Consider the following 13896-nt stretch of genomic DNA (forward strand, 5'->3'; position numbering starts at 1 on the left):
GGAATCCGCGATTTTACCGCAGCGCGGCGGATCGGTCGTCCGGTCCGATCGCGTCGGGTGGCGCAAACGTTCACCCGCTTCGCTTCACCATGCTAGGATTTCCAAACCACCCCCAACGACGACATCGGAGACAGACATGACGACTTTGGCGATCGACGGTGTGCGCTGGGTCAACGATCGCGTGACCAACGTGCGCTGGGGCAGTTTCGATCCGGCCACGAACGACTGGACCGCGCCCACCACCATCGTGGACGTCCAGCAGGTCGTGGACGCCCTCAAAAACGGCAAGGAAGTCCGCACGCTCTTCACACTCGGCGGCCGCGTCTTCCTCGGTCCGAAAGTCAGCGCGCTGCCATATACGAACGGGCATATCGGCATCGAGGCGCGCGTGCAGGACGGGCAGATCGAGAAATCGCTCGAAGATCTGCCGCCCGTCTGAAGGCATCGCAAAGGCGCACTCGCGGAGACGAGCGTTGAATCGGGAACACGCGCTGCGGTTCGAAACCGAGTTCATGCCGCGCATCGTCGAGCGTGTGATGCGTGTCCTCGGGCGCGGCGTGCGCGTCGAGATACTTCCCTACGAGCGCGCAGCCGTGCCGACGCGTCTGCATGTCAACGCCGATGCGCATCGAGCGGGCGATGAGCATCGGCACGTCTATCCATATCCGCTGAATGTATTTCTGACCTGGGACGACGAAGAAATCGAACGTCTGTTGGGCGCGGGCGGCGAGGCCCGATTCCTGCGATATCTCGACGCGATGGCCGCCAAGCTCGACGCCTGGCAGGGCGCACGCGACGTCGATCTCGCGACGCGCTCCCAGGCAGAGCCGTCGGTGCTCTTCGGCGGTCTCGATTTCGAAGCCTGATCACGGCGGCCGGCTGCCGCCCGTTAGCGCCCGTTCAGCCGACGCATCGCATCGCCGGTGCTCACGCATTGCGTGGCATCGGCAGGGCGCATCAACATGAACGTGGAGGTCGGTATGGCATCGTCGAATGAAGGCGATCTGCGCGCATTCGTGCAGACCGCGGAACAGGCGGGCGGTTTTGTGTGGGTCCTTGCGCTCGTCGATTTTTCGGCGCGCGAGGTGAAGCGCGTGCTGGTCTCCGAAGAAAATTTCGCCACCGCCGACGCCGCCCGCGACGCAGGCAATGATCGCCTGAAAGGGATGTCGAACGACCGCTGACGAAGCCTCGCGCGCGCGGCCCGCGACGATTCACTTCGTCGCGATCACCATCGACTCCGGTCCCGTCAGAGGCTCGACGCGCGCCGTTGCGAACCCCGCTTCCTTCATCCAGGCGCAGCATTGCGCGCCGGTGTAATCGAAGCCGCCCGGCGTTTCGATCAGCATGTTGAGGCTCATCAGAAGGCCGAACGCATTCTGACGGCGTTCGTCGTCGATGATCGCGTCGTACACGATGAGCACGCCGCCCGGCGGCAGCGCCGCATGGCACTTCGCGAGCAGTTCGAGCTTCTGCGGCAGGTTCCAGTCATGCAGGATGTGACCCATCACGAGCACATCCGCCGACGGGCACGGGTCCTTGAAAAAATCGCCGGGATAAAAGCGCACCCGGTCCTGCAGTCCGTGCGCCGCGACATAGTCGTTGAAAATGGGCCCGACCACCGGCAGATCGAAGCCGCCTCCCGTCAAATGCGGATGCGCCCGCGCGATCTGCACCGGCAGCGCGCCTTGCGCCGCGCCGATATCGATGAACGTCCGGTACTCGCTCCACGGAAACTGGCGGGCGATCGCCTGCGCCGCGCCCATGCTCACGCCGCTCATCGCCTGCAGGAAACCGCGGAGGCGCGCCGGGTCGCTGTATAGCGTCTCGAAGACATTGCCGCCGTGCTTCGATTCGTTCTGCGGCAAGCCGGTGCGCAGCGCCTCCGTCAATGATCCCCAGAACGGGTACAGCCGCGCGTTCGCCATCTCCAGCAATCCGCCGACATATGAAGGCTTGTCGCGATCGAGGAAGAAATCGGCGTCGCTCGCGTTCGCGTAGCGGCCATCCTCGCGCGTAAGCAGATTGAGCGCGACGAGCGTATCGAGAAAATCCAGCGCGCCGCGCGGATGCAGTTCGAGCGCCTGCGCCAGGTCTTGCGCGGTTCGCGGTCCGCTCGCCAGTTGTGTGAACACGCCGAGTTCGACCGCCGACAGCAGCGTTTTCGACGCCCAGAACGCCATGCCCATTTGCAGCAAGCGCTCGGGATTCGGCTGTGCGTTCATACTGCCTTGCGCGTCTTGCATGATGCGGCTCCCTGAAGCTGAAAGCAGACTGGAAAGGTCTGCGTACTCTAGGATCGGTTCGCGTCCGGTTCAAGGAGTTATGTGGGCCGTATCACGCAGACGAAAACATGTTCGATGATATCGAACGAGTGCGCCGATCACGTCGTACGGCAGCGCGCGAAGTCCCGCCCATAATGACTTCACACTGATCAACGTTCAAAGGAGAACGTCATGAATCGCTTCGAAGGCAAGACAGTTCTGGTTACCGGCGGCAACAGCGGCATCGGTCTCGCGGCGGCGCAGGCATTTGCGGCGGAAGGCGCGCGGGTCGTCATCACGGGTCGCGACGAAAGCTCGCTCGCCACGGCGCGCGCGTCGCTGGGCGCGAACGCGATCGCCATTCGCAACGTCGCCGGCACGGTCGGCGCGGCGCGTGAACTCGCGCAGGCGCTCGTCGATGCGAACATCCGCCTCGATGCGATCTTCGTCAACGCGGGCGTCGGCACGTTCGCGCCGTTCGCCGATATCGACGAAAAGGCGTGGGACGAAACCTTCGCGATCAACGTGAAAGGGCCTTACTTCCAGATTCAATCGCTGCTGCCGCTACTGAACGAAGGCGCATCGATCGTGCTGAACGGTTCGATCAACGCGCATATCGGCATGCCGATGTCCTCGGTGTACGCGGCCAGCAAGGCGGCGCTCGTGTCGCTCGCGAAGACGCTGTCGGCGGAATTGCTGCCGCGTGGCGCGCGCGTGAATGTCGTGAGCCCCGGCCCGGTCTCGACGCCGCTGCATGAAAAACTCGGCCTCGTCGACGAAGCCGCCGCGCAACTTCAGAGCCAGATTCCGCTCGGACGCTTCGGCAAGTCGAGCGAAGTGGCGGCGACGGTGCTGCATCTGGCATCGCCGGAATCGGGCTTCATCGTCGGCACGGAGATCATCATCGACGGCGGCATGAGCCAGCTCTAAGCCAACCGCGCGGGCCGCACGCGCGGCCCGTGCTCCGCGAGGGATTCATCATGAGTGACATCACTTCGTTCGTCGTGCATCTGCCGGGCAAGCCGGAGCATCGCGATGAACTCGAAACGCGTCTTCTCGACGTGCTGGAACGCATGTCCGACGAGCCGGACTTCATCAACACGTATCTGCATCGCGCGGCGGACGATCCGGATACGCTCGTGCTGTACGAAACGTGGGCGTGCTCGGCCGAGCATTTTCGCGCGCATCATCTGGGCCGGCCTTATCGGCAGGCTTACGAGGCCGTGCTGCCGCAATTGCTCGCGCGCGACCGGACGATCGAATTTCTCACGCCGGTGCGAACCTACGAACGCGGCGCGCTCAGCGCATCGCCGGCTGCAGTTCGCCCCAGCTAACCAGAATTTGCTGGATGCTGCGCGCGTAGGCATCGCGATGTTTCGGCGATTCCGAGTGATAAGCGCCGATTGCGCGCCACGTGTTGCCGTACTTCACCATCTTCTGCTTCAGGAGCCATGCGGCGACGAACACGTTGACGCACGGATCGGCGAGCGCGCGATGGGGGATGCCCTGACGCGCCAGATCGGTGAAATGGATCGAATTGATCTGCAACTGGCCGACATCGATCGAGCCGTTGGCGTTGCGGTTGATCGCGGCGGCATCGCCCTTCGATTCGCGCCAGGCGACCGCGCGCAGCACGAGCGGATTGACGCCCTGATACGCGGCGGCCTGCTCGAAGCAATCGTCGGCGCGAGCGGCGCCCGGCGCGAGCGATGCGCCGAACAGCACGCAGGCGGCGAGGGCGGCATGAGTCGAACGGAACATGAGGCGTGGCTCCTTCGGAAATGGGCGCGCGTCGCTTACGGCGCGAGCGCGATATCGATGCGATGCTCGACGTCCTTCATGTACGCGCGCGATTCGTCGGACACGACGAGACGCGGTTCCGGACCGCTGCATTTGCAATCGGCGACGCGGCGCGTTTTCTTGCCTTTCTTGCTCGCGGATTTGACGGGCGGATCGTCGTCCTCGATGGCGGCGGGCGGCAGCATCGCGAGCGTGGGCAAGGGTGGATAGACCTTCTGAACGACGGGGCCCAGCGCCGCGAGCGTTTGCACGGAGGCGGGCGCGCTCACGTCGAGCGGACCGGCTAAGGCGCTCGCTGAAAACAAGATGCCGGCGGCAAGGATCAGGAATCGGCGCATCGCGTCAGCCTCCCTGCGTCGGCTTGATGGACACGCTGTAGGGCTGTCGCGCGCCGGCGGTCAGGTTTTCGAGGCTGAGCCTGACCGTGTGCCGAGCGGGGACGCCTTTCCAGATCGCCTGGTTGAGATATGGAAAGTCTTGCGCGAGCGCGGTGACGAGGATGGTCGTCGGCTGCTTCTGCGCGGCCGCGAGCGCACCGGCTTTCGCGAGCATCGCGGTGAGTTGCGGATCGCGCGCGCCGAGCGCGTCAGCGGGAATCTCAAAGCGGATGATTTCGGCGGACGCCGCCGGCTTGTCGGTCTGGGCCGTGCTGGCCGCCGGCATCGGCGCGCAGCCGGTCACGGCGAATGCGACGGCGATGGCAAAAAAAGATGCTGCCCACTTCACTGGCATCTCCTGATTGAGTCATGGCGATATGCGAGTTGACGGCGCGCGGGCGCGCGACTTGATAGCCGCGCGCAAACGTTTCGCCAAAAAGCAAGACTTGACTCAGAAGACGGCGATTCGGGAAATCGCCCCGCACGGATCGCGGCAAACGATGCCGCGACGTTACCGATGTGACGGTGAAATGACGCGGGGATCGATCAGATGGGCCACCACGCGCCGATGCTCGGCTCGGCGTCGAGCGCGCGGAGGAAATCGTTGGCGAAGGCGTCGGCGGCGATTTCTCGCTCGGGCGAGCCTTCGGGTAGATCGTGGGGATTCTTCAGTCCGCGCGCGTGGCGGATGGCGGCGACCGTTTCGGTCAGGGCAGCGAGCGAGTCGAGCGTGTGGGAGTTCATACCGCGGATTACGGCCTGAGGGGCGCGAACTTTAGCGGCCTCGAGTGCATCGTGGATTCCCATGATGTACCAATTTTGGTACGATACGATCAGCGCGCGATTCCACCTACGCGCGCACTACAACAAGGTTCAACGAGTTGCGAAAAAGGGTTCGGCTATGCAAGCACATGCGGGAAATAAAAAGAAGGGTCTAGCAAATGCAGCATCTAGTTTTGAAAGTCCGGCTTTTTCGGCAGTCGTCAGGCAATGAACCGGTGCGTGAATGGTTGAGCGTGCTGGATGAACCGGACAAGAAAGCAGTTGGCGCCGACATCAAGACCGTGCAGATCGGTTGGCCGCTCGGCATGCCGCTGGTCAGAAAACTGGCCAAACATTTGTGGGAAATCCGAATCCACCTTCATCAACGAATCGCGCGGGTGTTGTTCACGGTGAAAGACGGCGAAATGGTTCTGCTCCACGGCTTCATCAAGAAATCGCAGGCGTTGCCCAAGGGCGACTTCGATCTGGCCGAAACCCGCATGAAAGAAGTTCACGACGGAGAGCGACATGACCAAGAAACACGTCGGCAGTGACTTTGACGACTTCCTTCAGGACGAAGGCATTCTCGAGGAAGTCACAGCCACGGCGATCAAGCGAGTGATCGCGTGGCAAATCGAGCAGGAAATGAAGGCGCAGCACATCACGAAAACTGCGATGGCGGCGAAAATGAAAACGAGTCGCTCAGCGCTCAATCGCTTGCTGGACGAGACCGACACCAGTCTCACGCTGACGACGCTGGCGAGCGCGGCCGCGGCGCTCGGCAAGCGGTTCAGATTCGAGCTCGTGAACGCGTCATAAAACCATCACGCCTTCGGCTTCCGATGCCCCGAAACGAACGCGCCCGCATCCCTCGCGAGCCCGAACAGATCGAGCACGCCCACCAGCCCGACAAAGGCGACGATCAGAAACGCGACGCCGAAATCCTCCGGCCCGATCGAATGCGCATCGTGACCGTGCAGCCACTCGCCGATGCGCAACGCGATCGCGCCGACCGCGACGCCGATGCCCATCGTCATCTGAAAGAGCGTGCTGGACAGCGCCGACGCGCCGCTCATCTGCGCTTTGGGCACATCGGCGAAGCTCAGCGTGTTGAGCGCCGTGAACTGCAGCGAGCGCGACAGGCCGCTCACGAACAGCACGACGACGATCACGAGCTTCGGCGTCGTCGGCGCGAGCAGGCTCATCGCGGCAAGCGAGAGCGCCGCGAGCACGCCATTGACGATCAGCACCGGCCGAAAGCCGAACTGGCGCATGACGGGCGTGGTGACGAGCTTCATCGACAGATTGCCCGCGAAAACGGCAAGCGTGAGCAAGCCCGATTCGAACGCGTTCATGCCGAAGCCGACCTGGAACATCAGCGGCAACAGAAACGGCGCCGCGCTGATCGCGATGCGAAAGAGCGATCCGCCGCCCATCGCCACGGCAAAGGTTTTCACCTTCAGCGCCGACAGATCCACGACCGGATGCGCCGCGCGCCGCAGATGCCACCACGAAGCGATGCCCGCCGCCACGCCCACCGCGACGAGCACGCCAACGAGCGTCCAGTCGGCGTCGCTGCGGCCGACCAGTTCCATCGCGTAGAGCAGCGTCGTGCACGCAATGCCGCAGAGCGCGAAGCCCGGCAGGTCGAAACGCCGCGTCGCGTCGCCGCGCTCGTTGCCGATGAAGCGCAGCGTCAGCAGCAAGCCGATCAGACCGAGCGGCACGTTCAGATAGAAGATCCAGCGCCACGACGAATACGTCGTGATGAAACCGCCGAGCGGCGGGCCGATCACTGGCGCAACGAGTCCCGGCCACGTGATGATCGCGATGGCGCGCATCAGGCCTTCCTTGGGCGTCGCGCGCAACACGGCGAGCCGGCCGACCGGCACCATCATCGCGCCGCCGATGCCCTGCAGCACGCGCGCCGCGGCGAACGCGGGCAGCGTCGAGGTCGTGGCGCACAACACGGACGCCGCCGTGAACACCGCGATCGCGCTCGCGAACACGGTGCGCAGGCCGAAGCGGTCGGCGGCCCAGCCGGAAATCGGGATAAAGACGGCGAGCGTCAGCAGATACGCCGTGATGCCGAGACTCATGTCGGCGGGATGCACGTTGAACGAGCGCGCCATCTGCGGCAATGCGGTCGCGATGATCGTGCCGTCGAGGTTCTCCATGAAGAAGGTCGCCGCGACGAGCGTGACGATGAGCGACGAGCCTTTGTTGTCGCGATCGCTTGCGGACGGCATCGGTCGAACGCTCCTGCATGACGTGTTGGAAGCTTGCCATTCTAGCCGCGAGAGCAGAGCTTTCGCGCCTATGGTAGTTTTTGCGATTGCCGGAAAACCAGCCAAGCAGCATTTCCGACAATGCGCCGACAACGCGCAAACACAACGCCAACAAGAGGAATGATCAATGAAGTTTCGGAAACTGGGTGATTCGGGTCTCGACGTCAGCCTGATCGGGCTCGGCACCATGACCTGGGGCGAGCAGAACACCGAAAGCGAAGCGCACGAGCAGATCGACTACGCGCTGGCCCAGGGCGTGAATCTGATCGATGCCGCCGAAATGTACCCGGTGCCGCCGCGCCCCGAGACGCAGGGCCGCACCGAGGAATACATCGGCACGTGGCTCGCGAAGAACGCCGCGAAGCGCGGCGACATCGTGCTCGCGACGAAGATCGCCGGGCCCGCGCGCCAGCCGCACAATCCGCGGCATATCCGCGGCGCGGGCAACCAGTTCGACCGCAAGAACCTGAACGAAGCCATCGACGGCAGTCTGAAGCGTCTGCAAACGGATTACGTCGATTTGTACCAGTTGCACTGGCCCGATCGCAGCACGATGACCTTCGGCCGCCCGTCGTATCCGTATCTCGAAGATGAATACACGGTGCCCATCGAGGAAACGCTCGCCGCGCTGGCCGATCTCGTGAAGGCGGGCAAGATCCGCCATGTGGGCGTGTCCAACGAAACGCCGTGGGGCGTCGCGCAATTCCTGCGCGCGGCCGAGAAAGCGGGTTTGCCGAAGATCGTCAGCATTCAGAATCCGTACAGTCTCGTGAACCGCACGTATGAGCTCGGCCTGTCCGAATTCACGCATAAGGAAGGCGTCGGGCTGCTCGCGTATTCGCCGCTCGCGTTCGGCTGGCTGTCGGGCAAGTACGAGGGCGGGGCGCGTCCGGTCGGCGCGCGCATCACGCTGTTCGAGCGCTTTCAGCGCTACAGCAAGCCGCAGGCGCTCGCCGCGATCACGTCCTACGTCGAGCTGGCGAAGCGCCACGGACTCACGCCGACGCAACTCGCGCTCGCGTTCGTCAACACGCGGCCATTTACGACGAGCACGCTGATCGGCGCGACATCGATGCCGCAACTGAAGGAGAACATCGAGAGCGTGAACGTCGAACTGTCGGAGGAAATTCTGGCCCAAATCGAAGCGCTGCACGAACGACAGCCGAATCCGGCGCCCTGAAATTCCCTGTCCGGTCATGCATTTGTCGAAGAATCGGATGCGCTGGCCGCGAATGTGTCAGCATTGACGTTCGCATGGCAGGCGCTTAGTGCCCGCATCCTTTTCGTAATACCGCCGTGGGCCGAAGCGCCCGACGCTTTTACCCACGGCGCACCCCTCGCAACGTTCGCGGTGCGGTGCCGGCTACAAGGCACTACACTTGCTCGATGGTCCTGGTTGCCCGCTGCGGCGCCTTTCGCCACAGCGCGCTCTTCGCAAAGGAGTCGTCGCTCATGTCTCAAGGAACACCGCAGGCCAAAGATCTCGATCGCCTCACGATCGACACCATCCGCACCCTCTCGATGGACGCCGTGCAGAAGGCCAATTCCGGCCATCCCGGCACGCCGATGGCGCTCGCGCCCGTCGCGTTCCATCTCTGGCAGAACCATCTTCGTTACGATCCCGACGCGCCGCTCTGGCCCAATCGCGACCGCTTCGTGCTGTCGGTCGGTCATGCGTCGATGCTGCTTTACTCGCTGCTGCATCTGGCGGGCGTGAAGGAGTTCGACCAGAACGGCAAGCCGACCGGCAAGCCCGCGGTGTCGCTCGACGACATCGAGCATTTCCGCCAGCTCGACAGCAAGACGCCCGGCCACCCGGAATACCGCATGACGACCGGCGTCGAGACGACGACCGGCCCGCTCGGTCAGGGTCTGGGCAACAGCGTCGGCATGGCGATGGCCGCGCGCTGGAAGGAAGCCCACTTCAACAAGGGCAAGGACGCGATCTTCGATTACCGCGTCTACGCGCTGTGCGGCGACGGCGACATGATGGAAGGCGTATCGCACGAAGCCGCGTCGCTCGCGGGGCATCTGAAGCTCTCGAATCTCATCTGGATCTACGACAGCAACCGCATCACCATCGAAGGTCATACGGATCTCGCCTATAGCGATGACGTCGAGGCGCGCTTTCACGGCTATAACTGGCACACGCTGCATGTCGACGACGCCAACGACGCGCAGGCGCTCGAAGACGCCATCAACAAGGCGAAGTCGCACACGGACAAGCCGACGCTGATCGTCGTGAAGAGCATCATCGGCTGGGGCGCGCCGAACAAGCAGGACACGTCGAGCGCGCACGGCGAAGCGCTCGGCGAGGAAGAGGTGAAGCTCGCGAAGAAGTTCTACGGCTGGCCCGAGGACAAGCAGTTCTACGTGCCGGACGGCGTGATGCAGCATTTCGCCGACGGCATGGGCGCGCGCGGCAAGAAGCTGCATGCCGAATGGAAGCAGCGCTTCGACGCCTACGAGAAGGCCAATCCGGAACTCGCGAAAGAAGCGTGGCAGATGCTCGAATCGAAGCTTCCCGACAACTGGGACGCCGACATTCCGACGTTCGAAGCCGACGCAAAAGGCATCGCGACGCGCGATTCATCGGGCAAGGTGCTGAACGCCATCGCACCGCGCCTTCCCTGGCTGATCGGCGGCGCGGCGGATCTCTCGCCGTCGACCAAGACGAATCTCAAGTTCGAAGGCGCGGGCAGTTTCGAGCACGACAGCTATGGCGGACGCAACCTGCACTTCGGCATCCGCGAGCACGGCATGGGCGCGGTCTGCAACGGCCTCGCGTTGTCCGGGTTGCGCCCGTATGGATCGACGTTCCTGATCTTCAGCGACTACATGAAGCCGCCGATTCGCCTCTCCGCGATCATGGAAGTGCCGGTGATCTACGTGTTCACGCACGATTCGATCGGCGTCGGCGAAGATGGTCCGACGCACCAGCCGATCGAGCAGCTCGCTTCGCTGCGCGGCGTGCCGGGTCTGTGCACGCTGCGTCCCGCCGATGCCAACGAAGTGGCCGAAGTGTGGCGCGTCGCGCTGACGCATTCGAAGGAGCCTTCGTGCATCGTGCTTACGCGTCAGGCGCTGCCGACCTTCGATCGCAAGAAGTACGCATCGGCCGATGGCGTGAAGCGCGGCGCCTACGTGCTCGCCGATGCCGATGGCGGTAAGAAGCCCGAAGTGCTTCTGCTCGCGACGGGCAGCGAAGTCTCGTTGTGCGTCGAAGCCTACGAGAAGCTGAAGGGCGAAGGCATCGCGGCGCGCGTCGTGTCGATGCCGTCGTGGGACATCTTCGAGAAGCAGGATCAGGCGTACAAGGACTCGGTGCTGCCGCCGGACGTGAATGCGCGCGTCTGCGTCGAGCAGGCCGCGACGCTCGGCTGGGATCGCTATGTCGGCCGCCTGGGATCGCAGATCGTGATGCACACGTTCGGCGCATCGGCGCCCTTGAAAGCGCTGAAGACGAAATTCGGCTTCACGCCGGAAGCGGTCTACGACGCCGCGAAGAAGCAGATCGAACGCGTGAAATCCAACGGCAAGGAGTGAATCATCATGCAGATCGGCATCGTGGGACTGGGGCGCATGGGCGGCAACATCGGGCGGCGGCTGATGCGCGCCGGGCATACGTGCGTCGCGTACGATCACAATCCGCAAGCGACCGAAGCGCTCGCGAGCGAAGGCGCGACGGGCGCGAAGGATCTCGGCGATCTCGTCGCGAAGCTGAGTGCGCCGCGCGTCGTCTGGCTGATGCTGCCCGCGGGAAAGATCACCGAAGACACGCTCGACGATCTGCACAAGATCCTCGGCGCGGATGACGTGATCATCGACGGCGGCAACAGCTTCTACAAGGACGATATCCGCCGCGCCGCGCAGTTGCGCGAGAAGGGCATCCATTACGTCGATGTGGGCACGTCGGGCGGCATCTGGGGACTGGAGCGCGGCTACTGCATGATGATCGGCGGCGACGACGCGATCGTGCGGCGGATCGATCCGATTCTCGCGACGCTCGCGCCCGGACGCGGCGACATTCCGCAGACGCCCGGCCGCGAAGGACGCGATGCGCGCGTCGAGAATGGCTATATGCACTGCGGGCCGGTCGGCTCGGGGCACTTCGTGAAGATGGTGCACAACGGCATCGAGTATGGCCTGATGCAGGCGTATGCCGAGGGCTTTCACATTCTCAGGCACAAGGAGTCGAAGGATCTCGCTGAAGGCGAACGCTACACGCTCGATCTCGCGGATATCGCCGAAGTCTGGCGGCGCGGCAGCGTGGTGTCGTCGTGGCTGCTCGATCTCACCGCGGGCGCGCTCGCCAGCGACGGAACGCTCGAACGTTTCTCGACGGAAGTCGCGGACAGCGGCGAAGGGCGCTGGACCATCGAGGCGGCGATCGAGGAAGCGGTGCCTGCGCAGGTGTTGTCGGCGGCGCTTTATACGCGCTTCCGCTCGCGCGATGCCGAATCGTTCCCCGAGCGCATGCTTTCCGCGATGCGCTTCGGCTTCGGCGGCCATCACGAGTTTCCCGTGAAGTAGCGTTTTTTCTTCGACGATGTGAGCACGGCGATGGACTTCAGCGGTCCATCGCCGTTTTTCATTTCATCATGCGTCGCCGGAACAGCCACGCGCACAGGAAAAACGGCACGACCGCATAGGCGGTAAGCACCAGCACATGGAGCGCGGCGCCGTCGAACGGGCGGCCGAGCATCGCCGGACGGATCAGCTCGACCGCATGGAAGAGCGGCAGAACCTGCGTGACGTGCCGGGCGATCGCGGGCAGTTGCGCGATCGGAAAGAACACGCCGGAGAGCAGCAGCATCGGCGTAAGCGCGAGCGTCTGATAGAACATGAAGAAATCGTAGCTCGGCGCGAGCGCGGTGATGACCATCGCCGTGCTGGCGAACGCGAGTCCCGTCAGCACGATGACGGGCAGCGCGATCAGCATCGACGGAAAACTGGCATAGCCGAGCGCGCCCGCGACGATCATGATCGCGACGCCCGACAGCACCGACTTGCTCGCGGACCATACGATCTCGCCGAGCACGATGTCGCCGAGCGTGAGCGGCGTATGCATGATCGCTTCCCATGTGCGCTGCACGTGCATGCGCGAGAAGCCCGAGTACATCGCCTCGAAACTCGCGGACATCATCACGCTCGATGCCGCCGTGCCCGCCGCGAGAAACGCGATATACGACACGCCGTCGACATGCCCGACCATCAGCCCGAGACCCAGCCCCAGACCGAAGAGATAGATCATCGGGTCGGCGAGATTGCCGATCATCGAGGCGATCGCGAGCTTCTTCCAGACGAGATAGTTGCGCCGCCACACCGACATCCAGTGCGTTGCGTTGGCGGGCAGCGCGCTGGATAGCGGCGTGAAATTCTCCGCGTGCTTCGACTGGCGTTTTCGTCCGATGCGGGATTGTTCGAGCGTATCCATTGATTCAGTCCACCATCTCACGTCCCGTGAGACGCAGGAAAACATCTTCGAGATTCGCCGGACGATGCAGATAGCGCACGTCCGCGCGGCCTTTCACGCGCGCATGCACGGGCTGCGGATCGTCGACATAGCAAAAGAGCGTTTCGCCGCTCACTTCCATGCGCGAGACGAACGGCTCGAGCTCCGCCGCGAGCGCCTGCGGATCGGGCCCGTAGATCTCGATCACATCCGAGCCGATCACCGATTCGATGAGATCGCGCGGCCGTCCCTCGGCAATCTTGCGGCCTTCCTCGATCACACAGAGACGATCACACAGACGTTCGGCTTCTTCCATGAAATGCGTCGTCAGAAGGATGGTCTTGCCGCGCGCGAGAAGCGAACGCAGGCGCTCCCAGATCATATGCCGCGCTTGCGGATCGAGTCCGGTGGTGGGTTCGTCCATCACGAGGACATCGGGATCGTTGACGAGCGCGCGCGCGAGCGTGAGACGCCGCTTCATGCCGCCCGACAGTTCGCCGACGCGCGCATCGGCCTTGCTCTCCAGGCGCGCGAACTCCAGCAGCGAAGGCACGAGCGCATCCATGCGCGCGCCGGTGAGACCGAAGTAGCGGCCGAACACAGTCAGGTTTTCGCGCACTGTGAAATCGGGATCGAGATTGTCGAATTGCGGCACGACGCCCACGCGTTCGCGCGCGAAACGGGCGCGCGCGGGCACCGGCTCGCCGACTAGACGGATCGCACCGCTATCGGGCGAGGTGATGCCGAGCAGCATCTTGAGCGTCGTCGTCTTGCCCGCGCCGTTCGGGCCGAGCAGTCCGAAGCATTCGCCGGGTCGCACATCGAACGACAGACCATCGACCACGGTGCGCTCACCGTAGTGCTTCCTTACTTCGCTGAACTCGATGGCGGGCGCGCCGCTTTCATCGGACTCGCGTGATGTTTGATCAGTCATGCATTCGTGACGCAGG

The 13896-nt window shown here is 63.7% G+C and carries 18 protein-coding genes; 10 read left to right on the top strand and 8 right to left on the bottom strand.

The genetic code is table 11. The features are described 5' to 3' along the window. Positions 1-136 precede the first annotated feature (136 nt). The 3 genes from QCE73_RS06375 to QCE73_RS06385 all read left to right on the top strand — a co-directional run bounded on the left by QCE73_RS06375 (position 137) and on the right by QCE73_RS06385 (position 1184). Complete coding sequence (locus QCE73_RS06375; protein ID WP_187604844.1) at positions 137-439, top strand: hypothetical protein; 303 nt, start codon at positions 137-139, stop codon at positions 437-439. Positions 440-473: 34 nt separating this feature from the next. Further along, complete coding sequence (locus QCE73_RS06380) at positions 474-866, top strand: DUF5594 family protein (RefSeq protein WP_035498808.1); 393 nt, start codon at positions 474-476, stop codon at positions 864-866. Positions 867-980: 114 nt separating this feature from the next. After that, positions 981-1184 (top strand): hypothetical protein, encoded by a 204-nt coding sequence (locus QCE73_RS06385; protein ID WP_035498948.1) that lies wholly within the window; start codon positions 981-983, stop codon positions 1182-1184. A gap of 30 nt (positions 1185-1214) precedes the next feature. Here the strand turns inward: QCE73_RS06385 and QCE73_RS06390 are convergent, their stop codons facing one another. Further along, the gene (locus tag QCE73_RS06390; protein ID WP_309880282.1) at positions 1215-2246 is read right to left on the bottom strand and encodes a methyltransferase; all 1032 of its coding nucleotides are present in this window, start codon (positions 2244-2246) and stop codon (positions 1215-1217) included. 210 nt (positions 2247-2456) lie between these two features. Here QCE73_RS06390 and QCE73_RS06395 point away from each other — a divergent pair, with 210 nt between their 5' ends. Both QCE73_RS06395 and QCE73_RS06400 read left to right on the top strand, forming a co-directional pair. Beyond that, a complete protein-coding gene (locus QCE73_RS06395) occupies positions 2457-3194 on the top strand; it encodes an SDR family oxidoreductase (protein ID WP_309880283.1) in 738 nt (245 codons plus the stop codon). Positions 3195-3244: 50 nt separating this feature from the next. Next, a complete protein-coding gene (locus QCE73_RS06400) occupies positions 3245-3598 on the top strand; it encodes an antibiotic biosynthesis monooxygenase family protein (RefSeq protein ID WP_309880284.1) in 354 nt (117 codons plus the stop codon). Here the strand turns inward: QCE73_RS06400 and QCE73_RS06405 are convergent. From QCE73_RS06405 to QCE73_RS06420, 4 genes are all read right to left on the bottom strand, one after another. After that, entirely contained in the window at positions 3564-4025 is a 462-nt protein-coding gene (locus QCE73_RS06405) for a lytic transglycosylase domain-containing protein (protein WP_187604839.1), read from the bottom strand. The genes QCE73_RS06400 and QCE73_RS06405 overlap by 35 nt on opposite strands. A gap of 35 nt (positions 4026-4060) precedes the next feature. Then, positions 4061-4402 (bottom strand): hypothetical protein, encoded by a 342-nt coding sequence (locus QCE73_RS06410; RefSeq protein ID WP_309880287.1) that lies wholly within the window; start codon positions 4400-4402, stop codon positions 4061-4063. Positions 4403-4406: 4 nt separating this feature from the next. Continuing rightward, a complete protein-coding gene (locus tag QCE73_RS06415) occupies positions 4407-4796 on the bottom strand; it encodes a hypothetical protein (protein WP_309880289.1) in 390 nt (129 codons plus the stop codon). Positions 4797-4987: 191 nt separating this feature from the next. Continuing rightward, positions 4988-5185 carry a hypothetical protein gene (locus tag QCE73_RS06420; protein WP_187604836.1) on the bottom strand — a complete coding sequence of 66 codons (198 nt, stop codon included), beginning with the start codon at positions 5183-5185 and terminating at the stop codon, positions 4988-4990. Between the two features lie 197 nt (positions 5186-5382). Here QCE73_RS06420 and QCE73_RS06425 point away from each other — a divergent pair, with 197 nt between their 5' ends. Together QCE73_RS06425 and QCE73_RS06430 are read left to right on the top strand one after the other, a co-directional pair. After that, positions 5383-5757 (top strand): type II toxin-antitoxin system RelE/ParE family toxin, encoded by a 375-nt coding sequence (locus QCE73_RS06425; RefSeq protein ID WP_309880290.1) that lies wholly within the window; start codon positions 5383-5385, stop codon positions 5755-5757. Next, a complete protein-coding gene (locus tag QCE73_RS06430; protein ID WP_035498796.1) occupies positions 5732-6022 on the top strand; it encodes an XRE family transcriptional regulator in 291 nt (96 codons plus the stop codon). Before QCE73_RS06425 ends, QCE73_RS06430 begins: the two co-directional genes overlap by 26 nt. A 5-nt stretch (positions 6023-6027) precedes the next feature. Here QCE73_RS06430 and QCE73_RS06435 read toward each other — a convergent pair whose 3' ends face one another. After that, positions 6028-7452 (bottom strand): MFS transporter, encoded by a 1425-nt coding sequence (locus QCE73_RS06435; protein ID WP_309880291.1) that lies wholly within the window; start codon positions 7450-7452, stop codon positions 6028-6030. 166 nt (positions 7453-7618) lie between these two features. Between QCE73_RS06435 and QCE73_RS06440 the strand changes: the two genes are divergently transcribed. The 3 genes from QCE73_RS06440 to gnd all read left to right on the top strand — a co-directional run bounded on the left by QCE73_RS06440 (position 7619) and on the right by gnd (position 12024). Then, a complete protein-coding gene (locus QCE73_RS06440; RefSeq protein WP_309880292.1) occupies positions 7619-8671 on the top strand; it encodes an NADP(H)-dependent aldo-keto reductase in 1053 nt (350 codons plus the stop codon). Positions 8672-8943: 272 nt separating this feature from the next. Continuing rightward, complete coding sequence (tkt, locus tag QCE73_RS06445) at positions 8944-11037, top strand: transketolase (RefSeq protein WP_309880294.1); 2094 nt, start codon at positions 8944-8946, stop codon at positions 11035-11037. A gap of 6 nt (positions 11038-11043) precedes the next feature. After that, the gene (gene gnd, locus QCE73_RS06450; RefSeq protein WP_309880295.1) at positions 11044-12024 is read left to right on the top strand and encodes a phosphogluconate dehydrogenase (NAD(+)-dependent, decarboxylating); all 981 of its coding nucleotides are present in this window, start codon (positions 11044-11046) and stop codon (positions 12022-12024) included. A gap of 58 nt (positions 12025-12082) precedes the next feature. On the opposite strand, the gene QCE73_RS06455 is transcribed toward gnd, so the two are convergent. Then, positions 12083-12928, bottom strand: a complete 846-nt coding sequence (locus QCE73_RS06455; RefSeq protein ID WP_309880297.1) for an ABC transporter permease — start codon at positions 12926-12928, stop codon at positions 12083-12085. Positions 12929-12932: 4 nt separating this feature from the next. Then, the gene (gene nodI / locus QCE73_RS06460; protein ID WP_309880299.1) at positions 12933-13880 is read right to left on the bottom strand and encodes a nodulation factor ABC transporter ATP-binding protein NodI; all 948 of its coding nucleotides are present in this window, start codon (positions 13878-13880) and stop codon (positions 12933-12935) included. Between the last annotated feature and the right edge of the window lie 16 nt (positions 13881-13896).

Source organism: Caballeronia sp. LZ029, from assembly GCF_031451275.1.
GTDB classification, from domain to species: Bacteria; Pseudomonadota; Gammaproteobacteria; order Burkholderiales; family Burkholderiaceae; genus Caballeronia; species Caballeronia jiangsuensis.